Annotated in this window: 17 protein-coding genes; 14 read left to right on the top strand and 3 right to left on the bottom strand. The window is 65.4% G+C overall.

The genetic code is table 11. From position 1 onward, the window contains the following. The first annotated feature begins 4 nt into the window (after positions 1–4). The 3 genes from ispH (at position 5) to rnhA (ending at position 2,469) form a co-directional block, all read left to right on the top strand. Complete coding sequence (gene ispH, locus P0Y64_01630) at positions 5–955, top strand: 4-hydroxy-3-methylbut-2-enyl diphosphate reductase (protein ID WEK43559.1); 951 nt, start codon at positions 5–7, stop codon at positions 953–955. Positions 956–1,045: 90 nt separating this feature from the next. Continuing rightward, positions 1,046–2,011 (top strand): homoserine kinase, encoded by a 966-nt coding sequence (gene thrB / locus P0Y64_01635; protein ID WEK43560.1) that lies wholly within the window; start codon positions 1,046–1,048, stop codon positions 2,009–2,011. Next, positions 2,008–2,469, top strand: coding sequence for a ribonuclease HI (gene rnhA, locus P0Y64_01640; GenBank protein ID WEK43561.1), 462 nt, complete (start codon positions 2,008–2,010; stop codon positions 2,467–2,469). The genes thrB and rnhA overlap by 4 nt, the downstream gene beginning before the upstream one ends. Positions 2,470–2,490: 21 nt before the next feature. Here the strand turns inward: rnhA and P0Y64_01645 are convergent, their stop codons facing one another. The 3 genes from P0Y64_01645 to P0Y64_01655 are packed head-to-tail and all read right to left on the bottom strand — an operon-like array spanning position 2,491 to position 4,705. Then, on the bottom strand, positions 2,491–2,667 hold the full coding sequence (locus P0Y64_01645; protein WEK43562.1) for a DUF1508 domain-containing protein: 177 nt from the start codon (positions 2,665–2,667) through the stop codon (positions 2,491–2,493). 23 nt (positions 2,668–2,690) lie between these two features. Then, positions 2,691–3,776, bottom strand: coding sequence for an FAD-binding oxidoreductase (locus P0Y64_01650; protein ID WEK43563.1), 1,086 nt, complete (start codon positions 3,774–3,776; stop codon positions 2,691–2,693). Next, entirely contained in the window at positions 3,773–4,705 is a 933-nt protein-coding gene (locus P0Y64_01655; protein WEK43564.1) for an alpha/beta hydrolase, read from the bottom strand. The genes P0Y64_01650 and P0Y64_01655 overlap by 4 nt, the downstream gene beginning before the upstream one ends. Before the next feature lie 48 nt (positions 4,706–4,753). Here P0Y64_01655 and P0Y64_01660 point away from each other — a divergent pair, with 48 nt between their 5' ends. From P0Y64_01660 to P0Y64_01710, 11 genes are all read left to right on the top strand, one after another. Beyond that, complete coding sequence (locus tag P0Y64_01660) at positions 4,754–5,227, top strand: prepilin peptidase (GenBank protein WEK43565.1); 474 nt, start codon at positions 4,754–4,756, stop codon at positions 5,225–5,227. Between the two features lie 52 nt (positions 5,228–5,279). After that, on the top strand, positions 5,280–6,305 hold the full coding sequence (cpaB, locus tag P0Y64_01665) for a Flp pilus assembly protein CpaB (GenBank protein WEK43566.1): 1,026 nt from the start codon (positions 5,280–5,282) through the stop codon (positions 6,303–6,305). A 1-nt stretch (position 6,306) separates the two neighbouring features. Next, the gene (locus tag P0Y64_01670; protein WEK43567.1) at positions 6,307–7,956 is read left to right on the top strand and encodes a type II and III secretion system protein family protein; all 1,650 of its coding nucleotides are present in this window, start codon (positions 6,307–6,309) and stop codon (positions 7,954–7,956) included. A 22-nt stretch (positions 7,957–7,978) separates the two neighbouring features. Further along, the gene (locus tag P0Y64_01675; GenBank protein ID WEK43568.1) at positions 7,979–8,614 is read left to right on the top strand and encodes a CpaD family pilus assembly protein; all 636 of its coding nucleotides are present in this window, start codon (positions 7,979–7,981) and stop codon (positions 8,612–8,614) included. Between the two features lies 1 nt (position 8,615). Beyond that, positions 8,616–9,908 carry a pilus assembly protein CpaE gene (locus P0Y64_01680; GenBank protein WEK43569.1) on the top strand — a complete coding sequence of 431 codons (1,293 nt, stop codon included), beginning with the start codon at positions 8,616–8,618 and terminating at the stop codon, positions 9,906–9,908. 54 nt (positions 9,909–9,962) lie between these two features. Continuing rightward, positions 9,963–10,937 carry a type II secretion system F family protein gene (locus P0Y64_01685; protein ID WEK43570.1) on the top strand — a complete coding sequence of 325 codons (975 nt, stop codon included), beginning with the start codon at positions 9,963–9,965 and terminating at the stop codon, positions 10,935–10,937. A gap of 4 nt (positions 10,938–10,941) precedes the next feature. Then, positions 10,942–11,943, top strand: a complete 1,002-nt coding sequence (locus P0Y64_01690; GenBank protein ID WEK43571.1) for a type II secretion system F family protein — start codon at positions 10,942–10,944, stop codon at positions 11,941–11,943. A gap of 93 nt (positions 11,944–12,036) precedes the next feature. Further along, positions 12,037–12,357 (top strand): hypothetical protein, encoded by a 321-nt coding sequence (locus P0Y64_01695; protein WEK43572.1) that lies wholly within the window; start codon positions 12,037–12,039, stop codon positions 12,355–12,357. A 96-nt stretch (positions 12,358–12,453) separates the two neighbouring features. Beyond that, entirely contained in the window at positions 12,454–12,696 is a 243-nt protein-coding gene (locus P0Y64_01700; GenBank protein ID WEK43573.1) for an acyl carrier protein, read from the top strand. Position 12,697: 1 nt separating this feature from the next. Further along, positions 12,698–13,957, top strand: a complete 1,260-nt coding sequence (locus P0Y64_01705) for an aminotransferase class I/II-fold pyridoxal phosphate-dependent enzyme (GenBank protein ID WEK43574.1) — start codon at positions 12,698–12,700, stop codon at positions 13,955–13,957. Between the two features lie 132 nt (positions 13,958–14,089). Continuing rightward, positions 14,090–15,982 (top strand): ATP-binding protein, encoded by a 1,893-nt coding sequence (locus tag P0Y64_01710; GenBank protein ID WEK44940.1) that lies wholly within the window; start codon positions 14,090–14,092, stop codon positions 15,980–15,982. The last annotated feature ends 88 nt before the right edge of the window (positions 15,983–16,070 follow it).

Genomic DNA, 16,070 nt, shown 5'->3' on the forward strand with positions numbered 1-16,070 from the left:
CCCCATGTCCGAAAAGCCTGTGCTCGACCTGCTGATCGCCGCCCCGCGCGGCTTCTGCGCCGGGGTGGATCGTGCGATCCGCATCGTCGAACTGGCGATCGAGAAACATGGTGCGCCGGTCTATGTCCGGCATGAGATCGTGCACAACAAGTTCGTCGTGGACAGTCTGAAGGCGCGCGGCGCGATCTTCGTCGAGGAATTGACCGAAGTGCCCGATGGAGCACCCGTCGTCTTTTCCGCGCATGGCGTGCCAAAATCGGTGCCCGCCAACGCCGAGGCGCGTGGCCTGGAATATCTCGACGCCACCTGCCCGCTGGTCAGCAAGGTCCATCGGCAGGCCGAGCGCCTGGTCGAATCCGGCCATCACATCATCTTCATCGGCCACGCCGGCCATCCCGAGGTGATCGGCACTTTCGGCCAGGTGCCGGAAGGTGCGATGACGCTGGTGGAGACCGTGAAGGATGCCGAGGCACTGACCCCGGCCAATCCCGACAATCTCGCCTTCCTCACCCAGACCACGCTGTCGGTGGACGATACGGCGGAAGTGGTGCGCACGCTCCAACGGCGGTTCCCGTCGATCCACGCCCCGCGCGGGGAGGATATCTGCTACGCCACATCGAACCGTCAGGCAGCGGTGAAGGCGATCGCCGCCACCTGCGATGCGGTGCTGGTGATCGGCGCGCCCAATTCGTCGAACTCGGTCCGGCTGGTCGAGGTGGCGGAGCGCGAAGGCATTCGCGCCGCGCTGATCCAGCGCGCCGCCGATCTGGACTGGGCATTCCTCGATGGGGTCCGGACGCTCGGCCTCACCGCCGGCGCCTCCGCCCCGGAATTGCTGGTGCGCGAACTGGTCGACCGACTGGCTGCTCGCTTCACGGTCAACGAGCGCGAGGTGGAGACGACGCGCGAATCGATCGCGTTCAAACTGCCGCGCGGGCTGGAAACCGCCGCCTGACGCTGGCATGGCCGCGTTCACGCCAACGCGACCACGGGGGAAGAATGACGCGCCTATTCGATAATCCGTCGCGCGCGGGCGCGCGCTGACATGGCCGTCTATACGCAGGTGTCGGCCGAGGTGCTGACGGCATTCTTGACGCGTTACGATGTCGGCGAACTCGTCTCCGCCAAGGGCATTGCGGAAGGGGTCGAAAACTCGAACTTCCTCGTCGAGACGACGCGCGATCGCTTCATCCTGACGCTCTATGAAAAGCGCGTCGCGGCGGCCGATCTGCCGTTCTTCATGGCGCTGCTCGACCATCTCGACGCAAAGGGCCTGCCCGTCCCCCCCGCGATCAAGGATCGCGACGGCGTGGAGATTCAGGAACTCGAAGGACGGCCGGCCTGCCTGATCCGCTTCATGCCCGGCGTTTCCCTGTCGCATCCCACACCTGCGCAGGCGCTGGCGGCGGGCAATGCAATGGGAGAGATGCACCGCGCCGTCACCGATTTCGCGCCGACCCGCGAAAACTCGATGGGCGTGGATACCTGGCGTCCGTTGTTCGAGCGCTGCGGCTGCGGCCGCAGCCTCGATCAGATCGCGCGCGGCCTGCACGACGATCTCGCCGAGGCGCTCGACAAGGTGGAGGCGGCGTGGCCGCGCGACGGATTTGACCGCATCGCTATCCACGCCGATCTTTTCCCGGATAACGTGCTGATGCTGGGCGATAAAGTTACCAGCCTGATCGACTTCTATTTCGCGTGCACCGATATCCGCGTGTATGATCTGGTGATCATGCACAGCGCATGGTCGTTCGATAACGCCGGTCGCAATTATGATGCGGCGGTCGGCGATGCGCTTATCGCGGGCTATCAACACCATTTCCCGCTCACCGACACGGAACACGCGCTGTTCGCCACGCTCGCCAGCGGCGCGTGCATCCGTTTCGCGCTGTCCCGCGCGTGGGACTGGCTCAACACTCCCCCCGATGCTCTTGTCATGCGTAAGGATCCGCTCGCCTATATGCGCCGCCTCCATCACTATGATTCCTCACTGGCGGCGCGCGTCGCATGACTGAAATGCCGAAGGTAGAGGCGTTCACCGATGGCGCGTGCAAGGGCAATCCCGGCCCCGGCGGGTGGGGCGTGGTGCTGCGCATGGGCGGGCACGAGAAGGAATTATCCGGTGGCGATCCGGCAACCACCAACAATCGCATGGAAATGACCGCGGCGATCGAGGCGCTGAACGCGCTGACGCGCCCGTGCCAGGTGCGGCTCTGCACCGACAGCCGCTATGTCATGGACGGGCTGACCAAGTGGATTCGCGGCTGGCAGCGCAACGGCTGGCGCACCGCCGACAAGAAGCCGGTCAAGAATGCCGAGCTGTGGCAGGCCCTGCTCGCGGCGGCCAAGCCTCATCGCATCGAATGGGAATGGGTGAAGGGTCACGCCGGCCACCCGGAAAACGAACGGGCCGACAAGCTGGCAAGCGACGCGGCCATCGACGCCGGGCGAGCCGGGCGCAAGGCCTGACTTCGCCCGGCGGCGGCGCGCTTATTCCTCTTCGATCGTGGGGGCGTTCACCCCGTTCTTCTTGACCGATTCGATCGCGTTGATCGCGCTCGCCTTGTTCGTATAGCCTTCGGTCCAGAAGATCGTTTCGCTGTTGTACTTGAAGTACGCCACGAACTCGCCGGCCTTGTTCTTCTTGATCGTGAACTTGTGCGCCATCGATAGTCTCCCTTCCTAATGGGTTAGGAGAACTTATCGACGAATCTCGCGGGCGTATAGCGGGCGATATCGATGCCCGGAGGCGGTGCATCGCCCAGCAGAAGCGCCGCCCCGATCAGCGCGGCGGCGGGGGCGGTCTGGATGCCGAAACCGCCCTGCCCCGCAAACCAGAAGAAGCCGGGCGCATCGGGCGCGAAACCATATACCGGCAGCCGATCCGGCGCGAAGCTGCGCAAACCCGCCCATTTCCGTTCGACCTGCTTCACGCACCAGTCGACCGCCTGCTCCATCCGGTCGATCGCGATCGCGACGTCGAGTTCCTCTGGCTGGACATCGCCGGGCTCGACCGGGGTTTCATCGTGTGGGGAAAGCCACAACCGGCCGCCGGCCTCGGGCTTGAAATAGAATGCGCCGCCGAGATCCGCGACAAGCGGCATCCCCATCGGCACCGCCGGATCGACGCGAAGTTGCGCCAGGGTGCGACGATAGGGCTGGATACCGATCGGCGCCGCGCCGGCCATCTGCGCCACCTTGTCCACCCATGCACCGGCCGCATTCACGAGCACCGCCGCTTCGTGAGGCCCATCGGTGGTCTCGATCCGCCAGCGACCGTTTTGCCGCGTTGCGCCAATCAGCCCGCAGCCAAGCGTCAGCGTCGCCCCCGCCCGTCGCGCCTTGGCCAATGCGTCGGCATGGAGCGCCGCAACGTCGATATAGGCGCAGGTCGGCTCGGACACCCCGACAGTCCAACCCGGGCGCAGACCGGGGATATGCGCGGCGGGATCGACCCGCTCCAGCGCCACGCCGGAACCCGCGAACTCCGCCAGAAACGCATCGGCCAGCGCCGCGTCCTCCGGCCGGCCGATGTGCAACGATCCCAGCGGATCGAGGAATCCGCCCGCTTGCAGGAACGGCCCCGATAGCGTGGTCAGCGGCTGAATCGCCGGGCCGCCATAGGTTTCGGACCAGAAAGCAGCCGAACGCCCGGTGGAATGATAGCCCGCGACATCCTCCGCCTCGAGGATCAACACCCGTGCACGATCACCGATCGCCGCAGCAAGGGTGGCGCCGGCAATCCCGGCGCCGACAATCGCGATATCGTAGCTCATCGCGCGTGCGAATCGAGGAAACCGTCGATCGCCGCAAGCGCCCGATCGCGCACCGCATCCGCCTCGCGCAGGATTTCATGCGCCGATTCGGGGCCAAAATGCACCACCTCAGCCGCCGGCAAGTGCTCGGCGATGCGGAGCGCGGCGCGCGGATCAACCAGCGCATCGGCCTCCGCGACCAATATCATGGTCGGCGTTTCGAGTTTTCCGAGTCGCGGATCGGCTTCAAGCGCCCGCGTGCCGGCAAAAGCCTGCGTCAGCCATGCCCAGCTCGGCGGCCCGAGCTGGATTTCCGGCTTCTGCGCATACCAGAAACCCTCGTCGTCATAACGCCCCGAATCATGCGTCAGCAGCTTCTGCCGATCGAGTCGCGCGCCGGGCCGCTCATGCCCCTTCCACGCCGCGCGCGCGGGGTTACCGAGCCGACACATCAGCCGCGCAACCTGCTCGCCGAGCCACGGACCGACGGGCGCGCGCAACCCCAGCATCGGCGCGACCAGCACCGCCGCGGCGGGGTCGACCGCGCGCTCCACCAGCGCCCGCAGCACGAGATAGCCGCCCATCGAATGCCCCATGATGACGCGCGGGCCCGGCGCATCCCACGCCTGCCAGAAGGCAGCGAGATCGGCGATCCATGGCGCAAAATCGCTGGCATGGCCCACATGCTGGTCAGGCGAGAGTCGCCCGGAGCCACCTTGCCCGCGCCAATCGAACGAGGCGACCGTCCAGCCGGCATCGTGCCAGTACCCGAATGTTTCCAGATACTTTTCGAACACGTCGCCGCGCCCGCCCTGGAACAGGATCGCGCCACGCGGGGTGCCCTCCGCGGGCCAGTCGAAGCGACGGATCGCCCAGCCGTCCGGCGCTGCCCAATATGAGATCGACGCGCCGGCCGGAAGCGCGCGGCGGATGGGCGATACGATGGTCATCGGGCATGGTTACGGTTTGGAAAGCCATTCCGTCTAGTGCGTGTCGGGATGGAATGGACCGTTCTTCTGTGGGGCCTGCCCGCGATACTCGTGCTCCTACTGCTGTCGGCGGGCGTCGAGGACGTGCGCACCCGCGAGATCGCCAATTGGAAGACCGCCGCGATCGCGCTGCTCGCGCCGCTGTGGTGGCTTGCGATCGGCCTGCCGCCCTGGCCCGGAATGGCCGCGCAATTTGGCGTGGCGCTGGCGGTGTTCGCGCTGTTCTGCGTCGCGTTTCATTTCGGCCAGATGGGCGGTGGCGACGTGAAGCTGATCGGCGCGGTGGCGCTGTGGCTGCCGCTGACGCCGCTGGTGCAGATGCTGATCGTGATGTCGCTCGCTGGGGGCGTGCTGACGCTACTCATGCTGGCCGATCACCGCATCAGAAAAAGCCAACGAACTCTTGAGGTTCCATACGGCGTGGCGATCGTCTTCGCCGCACTCGCGGTTCTTCACGAACCTCTTCTTAACCAGTTTGCGTAATCATAGCCGGGAATACCTCGGACCGCCGAACGCTTGAAAGGCACGTTGAGTCATGGATACTCGGAAGGTTGTATTGCTGGTCGGCGCGCTATTCGTCGCTGCCATCACCGCATTCTTCGCGCGAACGCTGATCGTGGGAAGCGCAGCGCCTCAGGCGAACGCAATGGCTGGTGCCCCCGCGATCGACGGGCCGAAAGTGCTGGTCGCCACACGCGCCATGCCGATCGGCACGATCATCGATGCCGGCGCGGTAAAATTCCAGCCGTGGCCGAAGGAACTGGTCGAAGGGGCCTATTTCCAGGAAGGCGCGGGCTTCGACATGAAGAATGTCGTCGGCACGGTGGTGCGCAACGCGATCACCGCCGGTCAGCCGATCACGCAGGGCGCGCTGGTCAAGCCCGGCGATCGCGGCTTCCTTGCCGCCGCGCTTGGGCCGGGGATGCGCGCGGTGACCGTGCCCGTTTCGACCCAGTCGTCCGTCGCGGGCTTTATCTTTCCCGGCGACCGCATCGATCTCCTGCTGACCCAGACGGTCAACGGCGGCGGCGATGGGCCGCCCCTCAAGACCTCGGAAACGATCATGCGCAATCTGCGCGTGCTGGCGACCGATCAGCGCACGTCCGATGAAAAGGACGAAAAGGGCAACACCGTCGTCCACACCTTCTCCACCGTGACGATCGAGGCCACGCCAAAGATCGCCGAGGAGATTGCGGTCGCGCAGACGGTCGGCTCGCTCTCGCTGTCGCTCCGCTCGATCGCCGACAATCAGGCCGAGCTGGAACAGGCGATCGCCTCCGGCACGGTGAAGCTGCCCATCAATGGTGATTCGAAGGCGGAAAAGGCGCTGATGGTGCAACTCGCCAGCCAGCCGCAGAACGGCAATTCGACCTTCTCGGTCGGCGCGGATGTCTCGCGCTATCAGCGCCGCACCGTGCCCGGCAAGGTGCAGGACAACAGCACGCCCGCCGATCCCAATGCAGCCGGGGCGTTTCCAGGGGGGGCGCTGGCTAACGGCCCCGTCGTGCGCATCGCGCGGGGCAACACTGTGACCGACGTTCCGGTCGGGGGGAAGAACTGAGATGCGTATTCGCTCAACGCCGATCGGGGTGCCGCTCGCGGTCGCCCTAGCCTCCGCCGCGGTTGTCGTGACCCCGGCCGCGGCACCCGCACAGTCCGCGCCCGCCGCAGGCTCGCCGGTCGTCCAGCTTGCCACCAATCGCGGCCGGCTGATCACGCTGACCCGCCCGATGAGCGACCTGTTCGTCGCCAATTCGGACATCGCCGACGTGCAGGTGCGATCGCCGACCCAGCTCTATATCTTCGGCAAGAAGGCTGGCGAGACGACCGTCTCCGCAACCTCGAAAAGCGGGCAGGTCGTCTATTCCACGACGGTTCGGGTCGGCAATAATTTCGACTCGATCGGCCAGATGCTGAAGCTCGCCATGCCCGAGGCCGCGATCACCGCGACGCCGATGAACGGCGTGGTGCTGCTGACCGGCACCGTGGCGCAGCCCGATGACGGCGCGGAGGCAGAGCGCCTCGTCACCGCATTCGTCGGCGATGGCACGAAGGTGATCAGCCGGTTGCGGACCGCTACGCCGCTTCAGGTGAATTTGCAGGTGCGGTTCGCCGAGGTCAGCCGCAGCTTCGTCAAGAACATCGGGTCGAACATTCTGACGCGCGATAACTCGGGCGGGTTCACTTTCGGCGTGGCATCCGGCCGCTCGCCGGGCACGATCGGCAATATCGATACGTCGAGCTTGCCGAAGCTCGATGCTTCGTCGCTCTACAATCTTCCGGCGGGCTCGATCTCGCTGCCGTTCGATCCGCGGACGGGGCACTTCGTCACCGGCGGCACGCAATATACATTCACGCAAAGCCCGACCGAGCGCACCACGCTCGGGTTCGCGGGCAAACTGCTCGGCCTCGATGTGCTTCAGGCACTCGATCTCGGCGAACGGATCGGCCAGGTGACGAGCCTCGCCAATCCGAACCTGACCGCGCTTTCGGGCGAGACCGGCACGTTCCTTGCCGGCGGCGAGATTCCGATCCCGATCGCACAGGGCCTCGGCGCGGTGTCGATCGAATATAAGCAATATGGCGTCAGCCTCGCCTACACGCCGACGGTGCTGGCCGACGGGCGGATCAGCCTGCGCGTTCGGCCGGAAGTTTCGCAGCTTTCATCCGATGGCGCGGTGACCTTCCAGGGCACCTCGATCCCCGCCATCACCACGCGGCGCGCGGAAACGACGGTGGAGCTGGGCTCCGGCCAGAGCTTCATGATCGCCGGCCTGTTGCAGAATTCGCATAACAACTCGATCGACAAGACCCCCGGCGTCGGCGACCTGCCGATCCTCGGCGCACTGTTCCGTTCCAACGGGTTCCAGCGCAACGAGACCGAGCTGGTGATCGTCATCACCCCGTATCTGGTGAAGCCGGTCAACGCGAACGACATCGTGCTGCCGACCGACGGCTATAAGGCGCCGACCGATCTGGATCGTGTGCTGTTCGGCCAGCTTGGCGGCGGGACGAGCGGGGGCGCGCGACCCAAGCCGACGATGGAGGGCGGCGCGCCGGCGCAACCCTCTGTCGGCGCGGTGGCCCCGGTTGCCCCGATCCCGACCCCCGAACCGCGTCGCGACGACGCGGATCGCAAGGCCGCGACCAAGCCGAAGGACAAGGCAGCGCCCGCTGCCGCGACCCCGGCCCCCGGCTTCTCGTTCAATTGACCCGCCAACCGAGGACATGATCATGGTCAAGCGCACCCTGCTCCTCGCCGTTCTTCCCGCCGTGATGCTCGGCGGATGCAGCGGCACCAAGAACCGCGGGCTCGAATCCGTTCACCAGCCGGTCGTCAGCCGTACCGACTACAGTTTCGATGTCGGCACCGCCCCGAATGGGCTGGCGCCCGGCGAAGAACAGCTGCTCGCCGGCTGGATGAATTCGCTCCGCCTCACCTATGGCGACACTGTCGCGATCGACGATCCCGCCGGCGTCAGCCCGGCGGCCCGTGACGCAGTGACGCGTTCGGCGGCCCGCTTCGGCCTGCTCGTCGGGCAAAGTGCCGCCGTCACCGGCGCCCCGGTCGCCCCGGGCACGTTGCGGGTGGTGGTCAGCCGGGCGCGCGCCAGCGTTCCCAACTGCCCCGATTTCTCGCGCACGCGTCAGCCTGAATTCGAGAGCAACACCTCTTCAAATCAAGGGTGCGCGGTCAATTCGAACCTCGCCGCGATGGTCGCCAATGCGCTCGATCTGGTGCGCGGGGAACCGGGCACGCAGGTTTATGACGCGGCGACCGGTACGCGCGCGATCACCGAATATCGCAAGGCGACACCGACCGGGAACGGCGGCACGACGCTGAAAATTGAAAAAGCGGGGAGCAAGTAAGATGAACGCCCCATGGAAGCCCGCCGGCGTGGCGCATCGCGAGCCGTTCGTCGCCTTCGTGTGTGACGAAACGACGGCGGAAGCGATCCGCCCGGTCGCAACCGAAATGGGCTGGTCGACGGACAAGGTGAACAAGGGCGGCCTGCGTAACGCAGTCCAGACGCTCTCCGTCTCGGCAAGCCCCCAAATCCTGTTCGTCGATCTCGCCGAATCCGGCGATCCGCTCAGCGACATCAATTCGCTGGCGGAGGTCTGCGAGCCGGGAACGGTCGTGATCGCGGCGGGCCAGGTCAACGATGTGCGCCTGTATCGCGATCTCGTTGCGAGCGGCATTCAGGATTACCTGCTGAAACCGCTCAGCCCCGACGCACTGCGCGAGGCCTTTACCCACGCCCAGGCGGTGCTCAACACGCCGAAGGTCGTCGAAGGCGTCGTCGATCGGCCGCATTATGCCGTGGCGGTGATCGGCACGCGTGGCGGCACCGGCGCATCGACCGTCGCGACGTCGCTCGCGTGGCTGATGAGCGAGAAAGAGCAGCGCACCACCGCGATGCTTGATCTCGACGTGCATTTCGGCACCGGCGCGCTTGCGCTCGATCTGGAGCCGGGACGCGGCCTGACCGACGCGATCGAGAACCCTAGCCGCATCGACGGTTTGTTCATCGAGCGCGCGATGATCCGCGCGTCGGACAAGCTTTCCGTCCTGTCGGCGGAGGCCCCGATCAACTCGCCGATCGTCACCGACGGCTCCGCCTTCTTCCAGTTGCAGGAAGAGATGCGCGCCGCCTTCGAGTGCACCGTGGTCGATCTGCCGCGCAACATGCTCGTGGCGCATCCGCATCTCGTCAGCGACATGCAGTGCGCGGTGATCGTGACCGAACTGACGCTGGCCGCCGCGCGCGATGCGATCCGCATCCTGTCATGGATAAAATCCAATGCGCCGCACATGTCCGCGGTGCTGGTCGCCAATCGCGTTCATCCGGGGCAGCAGCTCGAAATCTCGCGCAAGGATTTCGAAGGATCGATCGAGCGAAAGATCGATTTCGTCATCCCGTTCGACCAGAAGCTCGCCGCGCAGGCCGCCAAGCTGGGCAAGCCGATCGCCGAAGCCGGCAAGGGCTCCAAGACGGTCGCGCCTCTCGCGCAGCTCGCTAACCGCCTTTGTGCGGTCGGCGACGCGGACGGCGAAAAGGGTGACGCCGGCAAGGGTACGAAGGGCGGATCGCTGATCGACAAATTCACCGATCTGAAATCCCTTCTGCCCAAGAAACAGGCCGGAACGAAAGCGAAGTGATCGTGGCGCGCGCTTTCCCGCGCGTGGCCGCCATCAAGGACGAGTGAGGGCGCGATGCCGTTGATGCCGATTGCCATGCTTGCACTGGGGGCGCTGTGCGTGATCGGGATGATCGCGTTCGCGCTCGCCGGCCCCTCGGCGGCGCGAACCAGCGGGCGCCGGCTGAACGCGTTGCGCGAGCGTCATTCGACGTCGCCATCGCTGGCGGTCGAGGCGCAGATGCGCCGTATCACCGGCAAGAACGCCACCAAGGCGGATCAGGCGGCGATGCGCTTCCTGCCGAAGCCGGCCGAGCTGAAGAAGCGACTGCACCGTTCCGGCAAGGACTGGACGCTCGGCCAATATGGCATCGCGACGCTTGGCATCACGACCGTCATCGCGATGCTGCTCTCGTTCAAGGGGCTTCCGCTCCTGCTATCCCTGATCGTCGGGCTCGGCTTCGGCGCGGGGATACCGCATTATATCGTCGGCTTCTTCATCAAGCGTCGGCTCGGCCAATTCAACGCGAAGTTCCCGGATGCGATCGAATTGCTCGTGCGCGGCCTGCGTTCGGGCCTGCCGATCACCGAAACCATGTCCGTCGTCGCGAGCGAGGTGCCCGGCCCGGTCGGCGAGGAATTCCGGACGGTTTCGGACAAGATGAAGATCGGCCGTTCGATGGAAGTGGCGCTGCAGGAAACCGCGGACCGCATCAACACGCCCGAATTCCAGTTCTTCTGCATCACCATCGCGATCCAGCGCGAAACCGGCGGCAACCTTGCGGAAACCCTGCAGAATCTCGCAACGGTCCTGCGCCAGCGCGGCCAGATGAAGCTGAAGATCAAGGCGATGTCGTCGGAATCAAAGGCATCGGCCTATATCATCGGCGCACTGCCGTTCATCGTGTTCATCCTCATCTGGTTCATCAACGGCGCCTACATGCAGACCTTCTTCGTCGATCAGCGGCTGATGGTCGCCGGCGGCGGGGCAATGGTGTGGATGAGCATCGGCGCGTTCATCATGGCCAAGATGATCAACTTCGAGATCTGACGCGATGGAAACGGTACAAAATCCGACACTGCTTGGGGTCGACGTCTATCTCGCCGCGACGATCCTGTCCGGCATCGCGACCTTCGCCGTGCTCGTCGCGATCTATGCGGCGCTCAGCGTGCACGATCCGATGGCCCGCCGCGTCAAGGCGCTGAACGAGCGCCGCGAGCAACTGAAGGCGGGCATCACCGCCTCCACCGGCAAGCGCCGCGCAAAGCTGGTGCGCCGCAGCGAGGGGGCGGATCGCATTCGCACCCTGCTCGCATCGCTTCAGGTGTTGCAGGACAGCCAGTTGAAGGATGCGCAGCGCAAGCTGCTTCAGGCCGGCATCCGTTCTAAGGAATGGGCGGTCGGCGTAATTTTCGGCCGGCTGGTGCTGCCGATCGTGCTCGGCGGCATCATTCTGTTCATCGTTTACGGCACCGACAGCTTTCCGGAATGGACCCCGCTCAAGCGCTATGGCCTGGTCGCGGGCACGTTCATCCTGAGCTACAAAGCGCCAGACATCTTCCTCCAGAACAAGATCAGCAAGCGCTCGGCGGCGATCCGCAAGGGCCTGCCCGACGCGCTTGATCTGCTGGTAATCTGCGCCGAGGCGGGCCTGACGGTCGACGCCGCCTTCCATCGCGTCGCGAAGGAACTCGGCAAGGCATATCCCGAGCTGGGGGACGAATGCGCGCTGACCGCAATCGAACTGGGCTTCCTCACCGATCGGCGACAGGCGTTTGAGAATTTCTCGAACCGCATCGCGCTGGACGAGGTGAAGGGCATCGTCACGACGATGATCCAGACCGAGAAATACGGCACCCCCCTCGCCTCCGCACTGCGCGTGCTATCGGGGGAATTCCGCAACCAGCGCATGATGCGCGCGGAGGAAAAGGCCGCGCGCCTGCCCGCGATCATGACGGTGCCGCTGATCCTGTTCATCCTGCCGGTGCTGTTCGTCGTCATTCTTGGGCCGGCGGCCTGCTCGATCAAGGACGCCTTCATCAACGGGCCAGTCTGAGCCTGCCCATGCTCCGGCCGGTCGCTCACGCGATCGGCCGGAACGGGGCGATGCGATGGATCGTTGACCTCTCGAGTCAGGAGGTTCGCGACCATGTTATTCACGACACCGACCCAATATCTGGCCCTCGCCGTCGCGCTGCTCGCGGGCTGGTTTTTCGGCCTGGCCAGCCATCCCGGCGGTCGGAAATGGCGGGATCGCTATATCGCCGAGCGCGAAGCCCATGCCGCGACACGCGCCGAGAACGAGCGCCACGCAGCCGAAACCGATGCACGGCTGCGGGAAATCGAAGCGGAGAACGCCCGGCTCGGCCGCGCCGCCCCCTTCACCGCCGCCACCATCGCGCCCAACGCGCATGCCGCGACCGAAAACCGCCCAGAGCTGGATACGGATCATATCGGCACCAACGGCTAGATGCGCATGAGCTAATTCGCCTGTCGGACGCGATTGGGCCAAGCTTCGGCCGCAATCGCTTGGCAAGGCCGAGCCTGACCTATTAAGGGCCGGGACATGAGCGACCGCGATACCATTCTCACCGCCATCAAGGCGCAGATCGAAGCCTTCAACAAAAAGGGCATCGCGATCAGCGATGCCACCACATTTCAGGGCGACCTGGAATGGGATAGCCTGACCGTGATGGATTTCGTCGCCGCGATCGAGGACGAATTCGACATCATCATCACGATGAACATGCAGGCTGAAATCGAAACGGTCGGTCAGTTGGCCGATGCCGTAGCCAAGCTGAAGGCGTGAAATGAGCGATAGCGGGCTGCAATCCGACGCTTCCCCGGCGAGCGCGCCGGTCGCTGCCGAGCGAGATCTGTTCGACAAGTTCAACCCGCTGATCGCGGAGCGCGAGGCGCTATTGTCGTCTGGCCTTCGCGATCCGTTCGGTATCGTGATGGAGGAGGTGAAATCCCCCACCGTCGCGGTGATCAAGGGCCGCGAGACGATCCTGCTCGGCACCTATAATTATATGGGCATGACGTTCGATCCGGACGTGATCGCCGCCGGCAAGGAAGCGTTCGACAAATTCGGCACCGGCACGAACGGCAGCCGCGCGCTCAACGGCACGTTCCACGATCATATGGAAGTCGAGCAGGCACTGCGCGAATTCTACGGCATGTCCGGCGCGATCGTCTTCTCGACCGGCTATCAGGCCAATCTCGGCATCATCTCCGCGATCGCCGGCAAGGGCGAATATATCATCCTCGATGCCGACAGCCACGCTTCGATCTACGATGGCTGCGCGATGGGCAATGCGGAGGTCGTGCGCTTCCGCCACAATTCGGTCGAGGATCTCGACAAGCGGCTCGGACGCCTGCCCAAAGAGCCGGGGAAGCTGGTGGTGCTCGAAGGCGTCTATTCGATGCTCGGCGACGTCGCGCCGCTAAGGGAGATGGTCGCCGTCGCCAAGAAACATGGCGCGATGGTGCTGGTCGACGAGGCGCATTCGATGGGCTTCTTCGGCCCCAACGGCCGCGGCGTTTACGAGGAACAGGGGCTGGAGGATCAGGTCGATTTCGTGATCGGCACCTTCTCCAAATCGGTCGGCACCGTCGGCGGCTTCTGCGTCTCTAACCATCCGAAGTTCGATATCCTGCGCTTCGTATGTCGGCCTTACATCTTCACCGCGAGCTTGCCGCCGGCAGTGATGGCGAGCGCCGCCGTCTCGATCCGCAAGCTGATGCACGCCCACAACAAGCGCGCGCATCTGTGGGAAAATACGCGTGAATTGCACGGCGGCCTGAAGCGCCTCGGCTTCCGCCTGCCCACGGACGAGCCGCAATCCGCGGTGGTCGCGGTGCTGCTCGACGATCAGCAGCAGGCGGTGGCGATGTGGCACGCGCTGCTGGAGGCGGGGCTATACGTCAACGTCGCGCGCCCGCCTGCCACCCCGGCCGGAACATTCCTGCTGCGCTGCTCGGTTTGCGCGGAGCATAGTAGCGAACAGATCACGCGCGTCATCGCGATGTTCGAGGCGGCCGGCCGCGCAACCGGGGCGATCGCCTGAGCTTCCCAGTGCGCCCGGCCAATCCGCCGGGCGTGCTTTTCCAGCGACGCCGGGTCTGATACTAATCCGCTGGTGAGCGCGAACCTCGGGGGAACCATTCCGGAAGGATCGGTATCGAAGCTGCGCACCATCATGCTGGCCGTGATGGGCGTGCTGGGCATCGCCGTGCTTTTCGGGCTGATCGTTACGCTGGGCGAGGCGAACCGCCAGCGTGATCGCGCCATCCGCCTGCAATCGCATAGCTATGACATTATGGTGCTGGCGCGGACGCTGGGCGGCACGATCGCCGAATCCGAAGCATCGCTTGGCCGCTTCGTCATCTCCGGCGACAAGCAACTGGGCCGGCTCTATTACGACGAGTGGCAGCTTGCCGGGAAACAGATCGAGCGACTGGCGACGCTGACCCGGCAGAGCGATAGCCAGGCCAGGCGCATGGGGCAGTTGCGGCGCGCCTATGAAGAGCGCGGCAAGGAACTGTCGCTGATCGCGCTCAACACCAATTATGGCAAAAACAGCCAGGCATTGTCGCTTTATTATCAGGCGCGCGAAGCCCCATCGCTGGCGGCGATCGACAGCGTGCTCGAGGAGATCACCCGCAGCGAGCGCGATCTTCTCGATCTGCGCACGAGCGAAACGCGCGCCGCGATCGAGCGATCGGCGAAACTCGCGCGGATATTGTCGGCCTTCGGCATCCTCATCCTGGTCGGCGCGATCGCGCTCGGCGCCCTCACCGCGCGCGCCTTGACCGAGCGCGGCGTCGCCCGCGCGGAGGCCGCCGTCCAGCGTGAGCGGGCGGACGGATTCGCCGCCGCCGTTGCCGTCGCCACCGCAGAGTTGCGCGATCAGGAAGCGCGGCTGCGACAGGTGCAGAAGATGGAAGCCGTGGGCCAGCTCACCGGCGGCATAGCGCACGATTTCAATAATATGCTTGCCGTTGTGATGGGCGGGCTTGAGCTGGCTCAGCGCGGCCTTGCCGGCACCGTCGGCCGCGCGGAGATCCGCCGTCACATCGACGGCGCGATGGAAGGCGCGAAGCGCGCGGCCGCGCTGACCGGCCAGTTGCTCACCTTCGCCCGCGAAACCGCGATCAATCCCGAAGTGATGGCGGTTGATGACTTGCTGCGTGGCATGTCCGACCTGCTCGACCGGACGTTGGGCGACGCGATCACCGTTACGATTCGCGATCACAGCGCGGGATGGCGGCTACGCGCCGATCGCGTTCAGCTCGAGAACAGCCTCCTCAACCTCGCCGTCAACGCACGCGACGCGATGGACGGGCGCGGCACGCTGACGATCACCGCCGCCACCGCGTCGCTGGCGGAGGGCGAACGCGAATGCCCGCCAGGCGATTATCTCACCATCGCGGTCACCGACACCGGCTGCGGCATGGCGCCCGAAGTCGCCGAGCGGGTTTTCGAACCGTTCTTCACCACCAAGCCAGTCGGCAAGGGCACCGGGCTTGGCCTCAGCCAGATATTCGCCTTTGTCCGGCAACAGCGCGGCGCGATCGCGATCGCCACCGCGCCGGATAGCGGCACCACGATCACGCTCTATCTGCCACGCGATCTGAGCGACGAAGTCGCGCCCCCCCCGACCCAGCCCATCCATCACGCGCCCGCCATCGCGACAGCCGCGCTCGAGGTGCTGGTGGTGGAAGACGATCCCCGCGTGCTGGCCGCAACGATCGGCGCGCTCAGCGAATTGGGGCACAACCCGATCCCGTGCGACGATCCGCTGGTCGCACCGGCCGTGCTTGCCGCGAACGAAACCATCGGCCTCATCATTTCCGACGTATTGATGCCGGCGCGCACGGGCCCGGAGATGATCGCCGCGCTCGACGGGCGGCATGCCCATATACCGGTGCTGTTCGTTACTGGTTATGCCGGTGAATTGACAGAGGGCGGCGGTTTCGGCGGCCACCATGTGCTGCGCAAACCGTTCACGCTTGCCGCGCTCGAACGCGCGATTACCGCGGCGACCAGCGCGGATCGCGCACTTGCACTCCCCGGCGTGCCGGCGGAATAGCTGCGATGAGCACGGGCGCGGATATTTCGGCTGACGCCCGGCGTTCGGCCTCCTATACCGCCCCGATTGTCCAGCAGCGACGAGTGAC

Source organism: Candidatus Sphingomonas colombiensis (assembly GCA_029202845.1).
Classification (GTDB): Bacteria; Pseudomonadota; Alphaproteobacteria; order Sphingomonadales; family Sphingomonadaceae; genus Sphingomonas; species Sphingomonas colombiensis.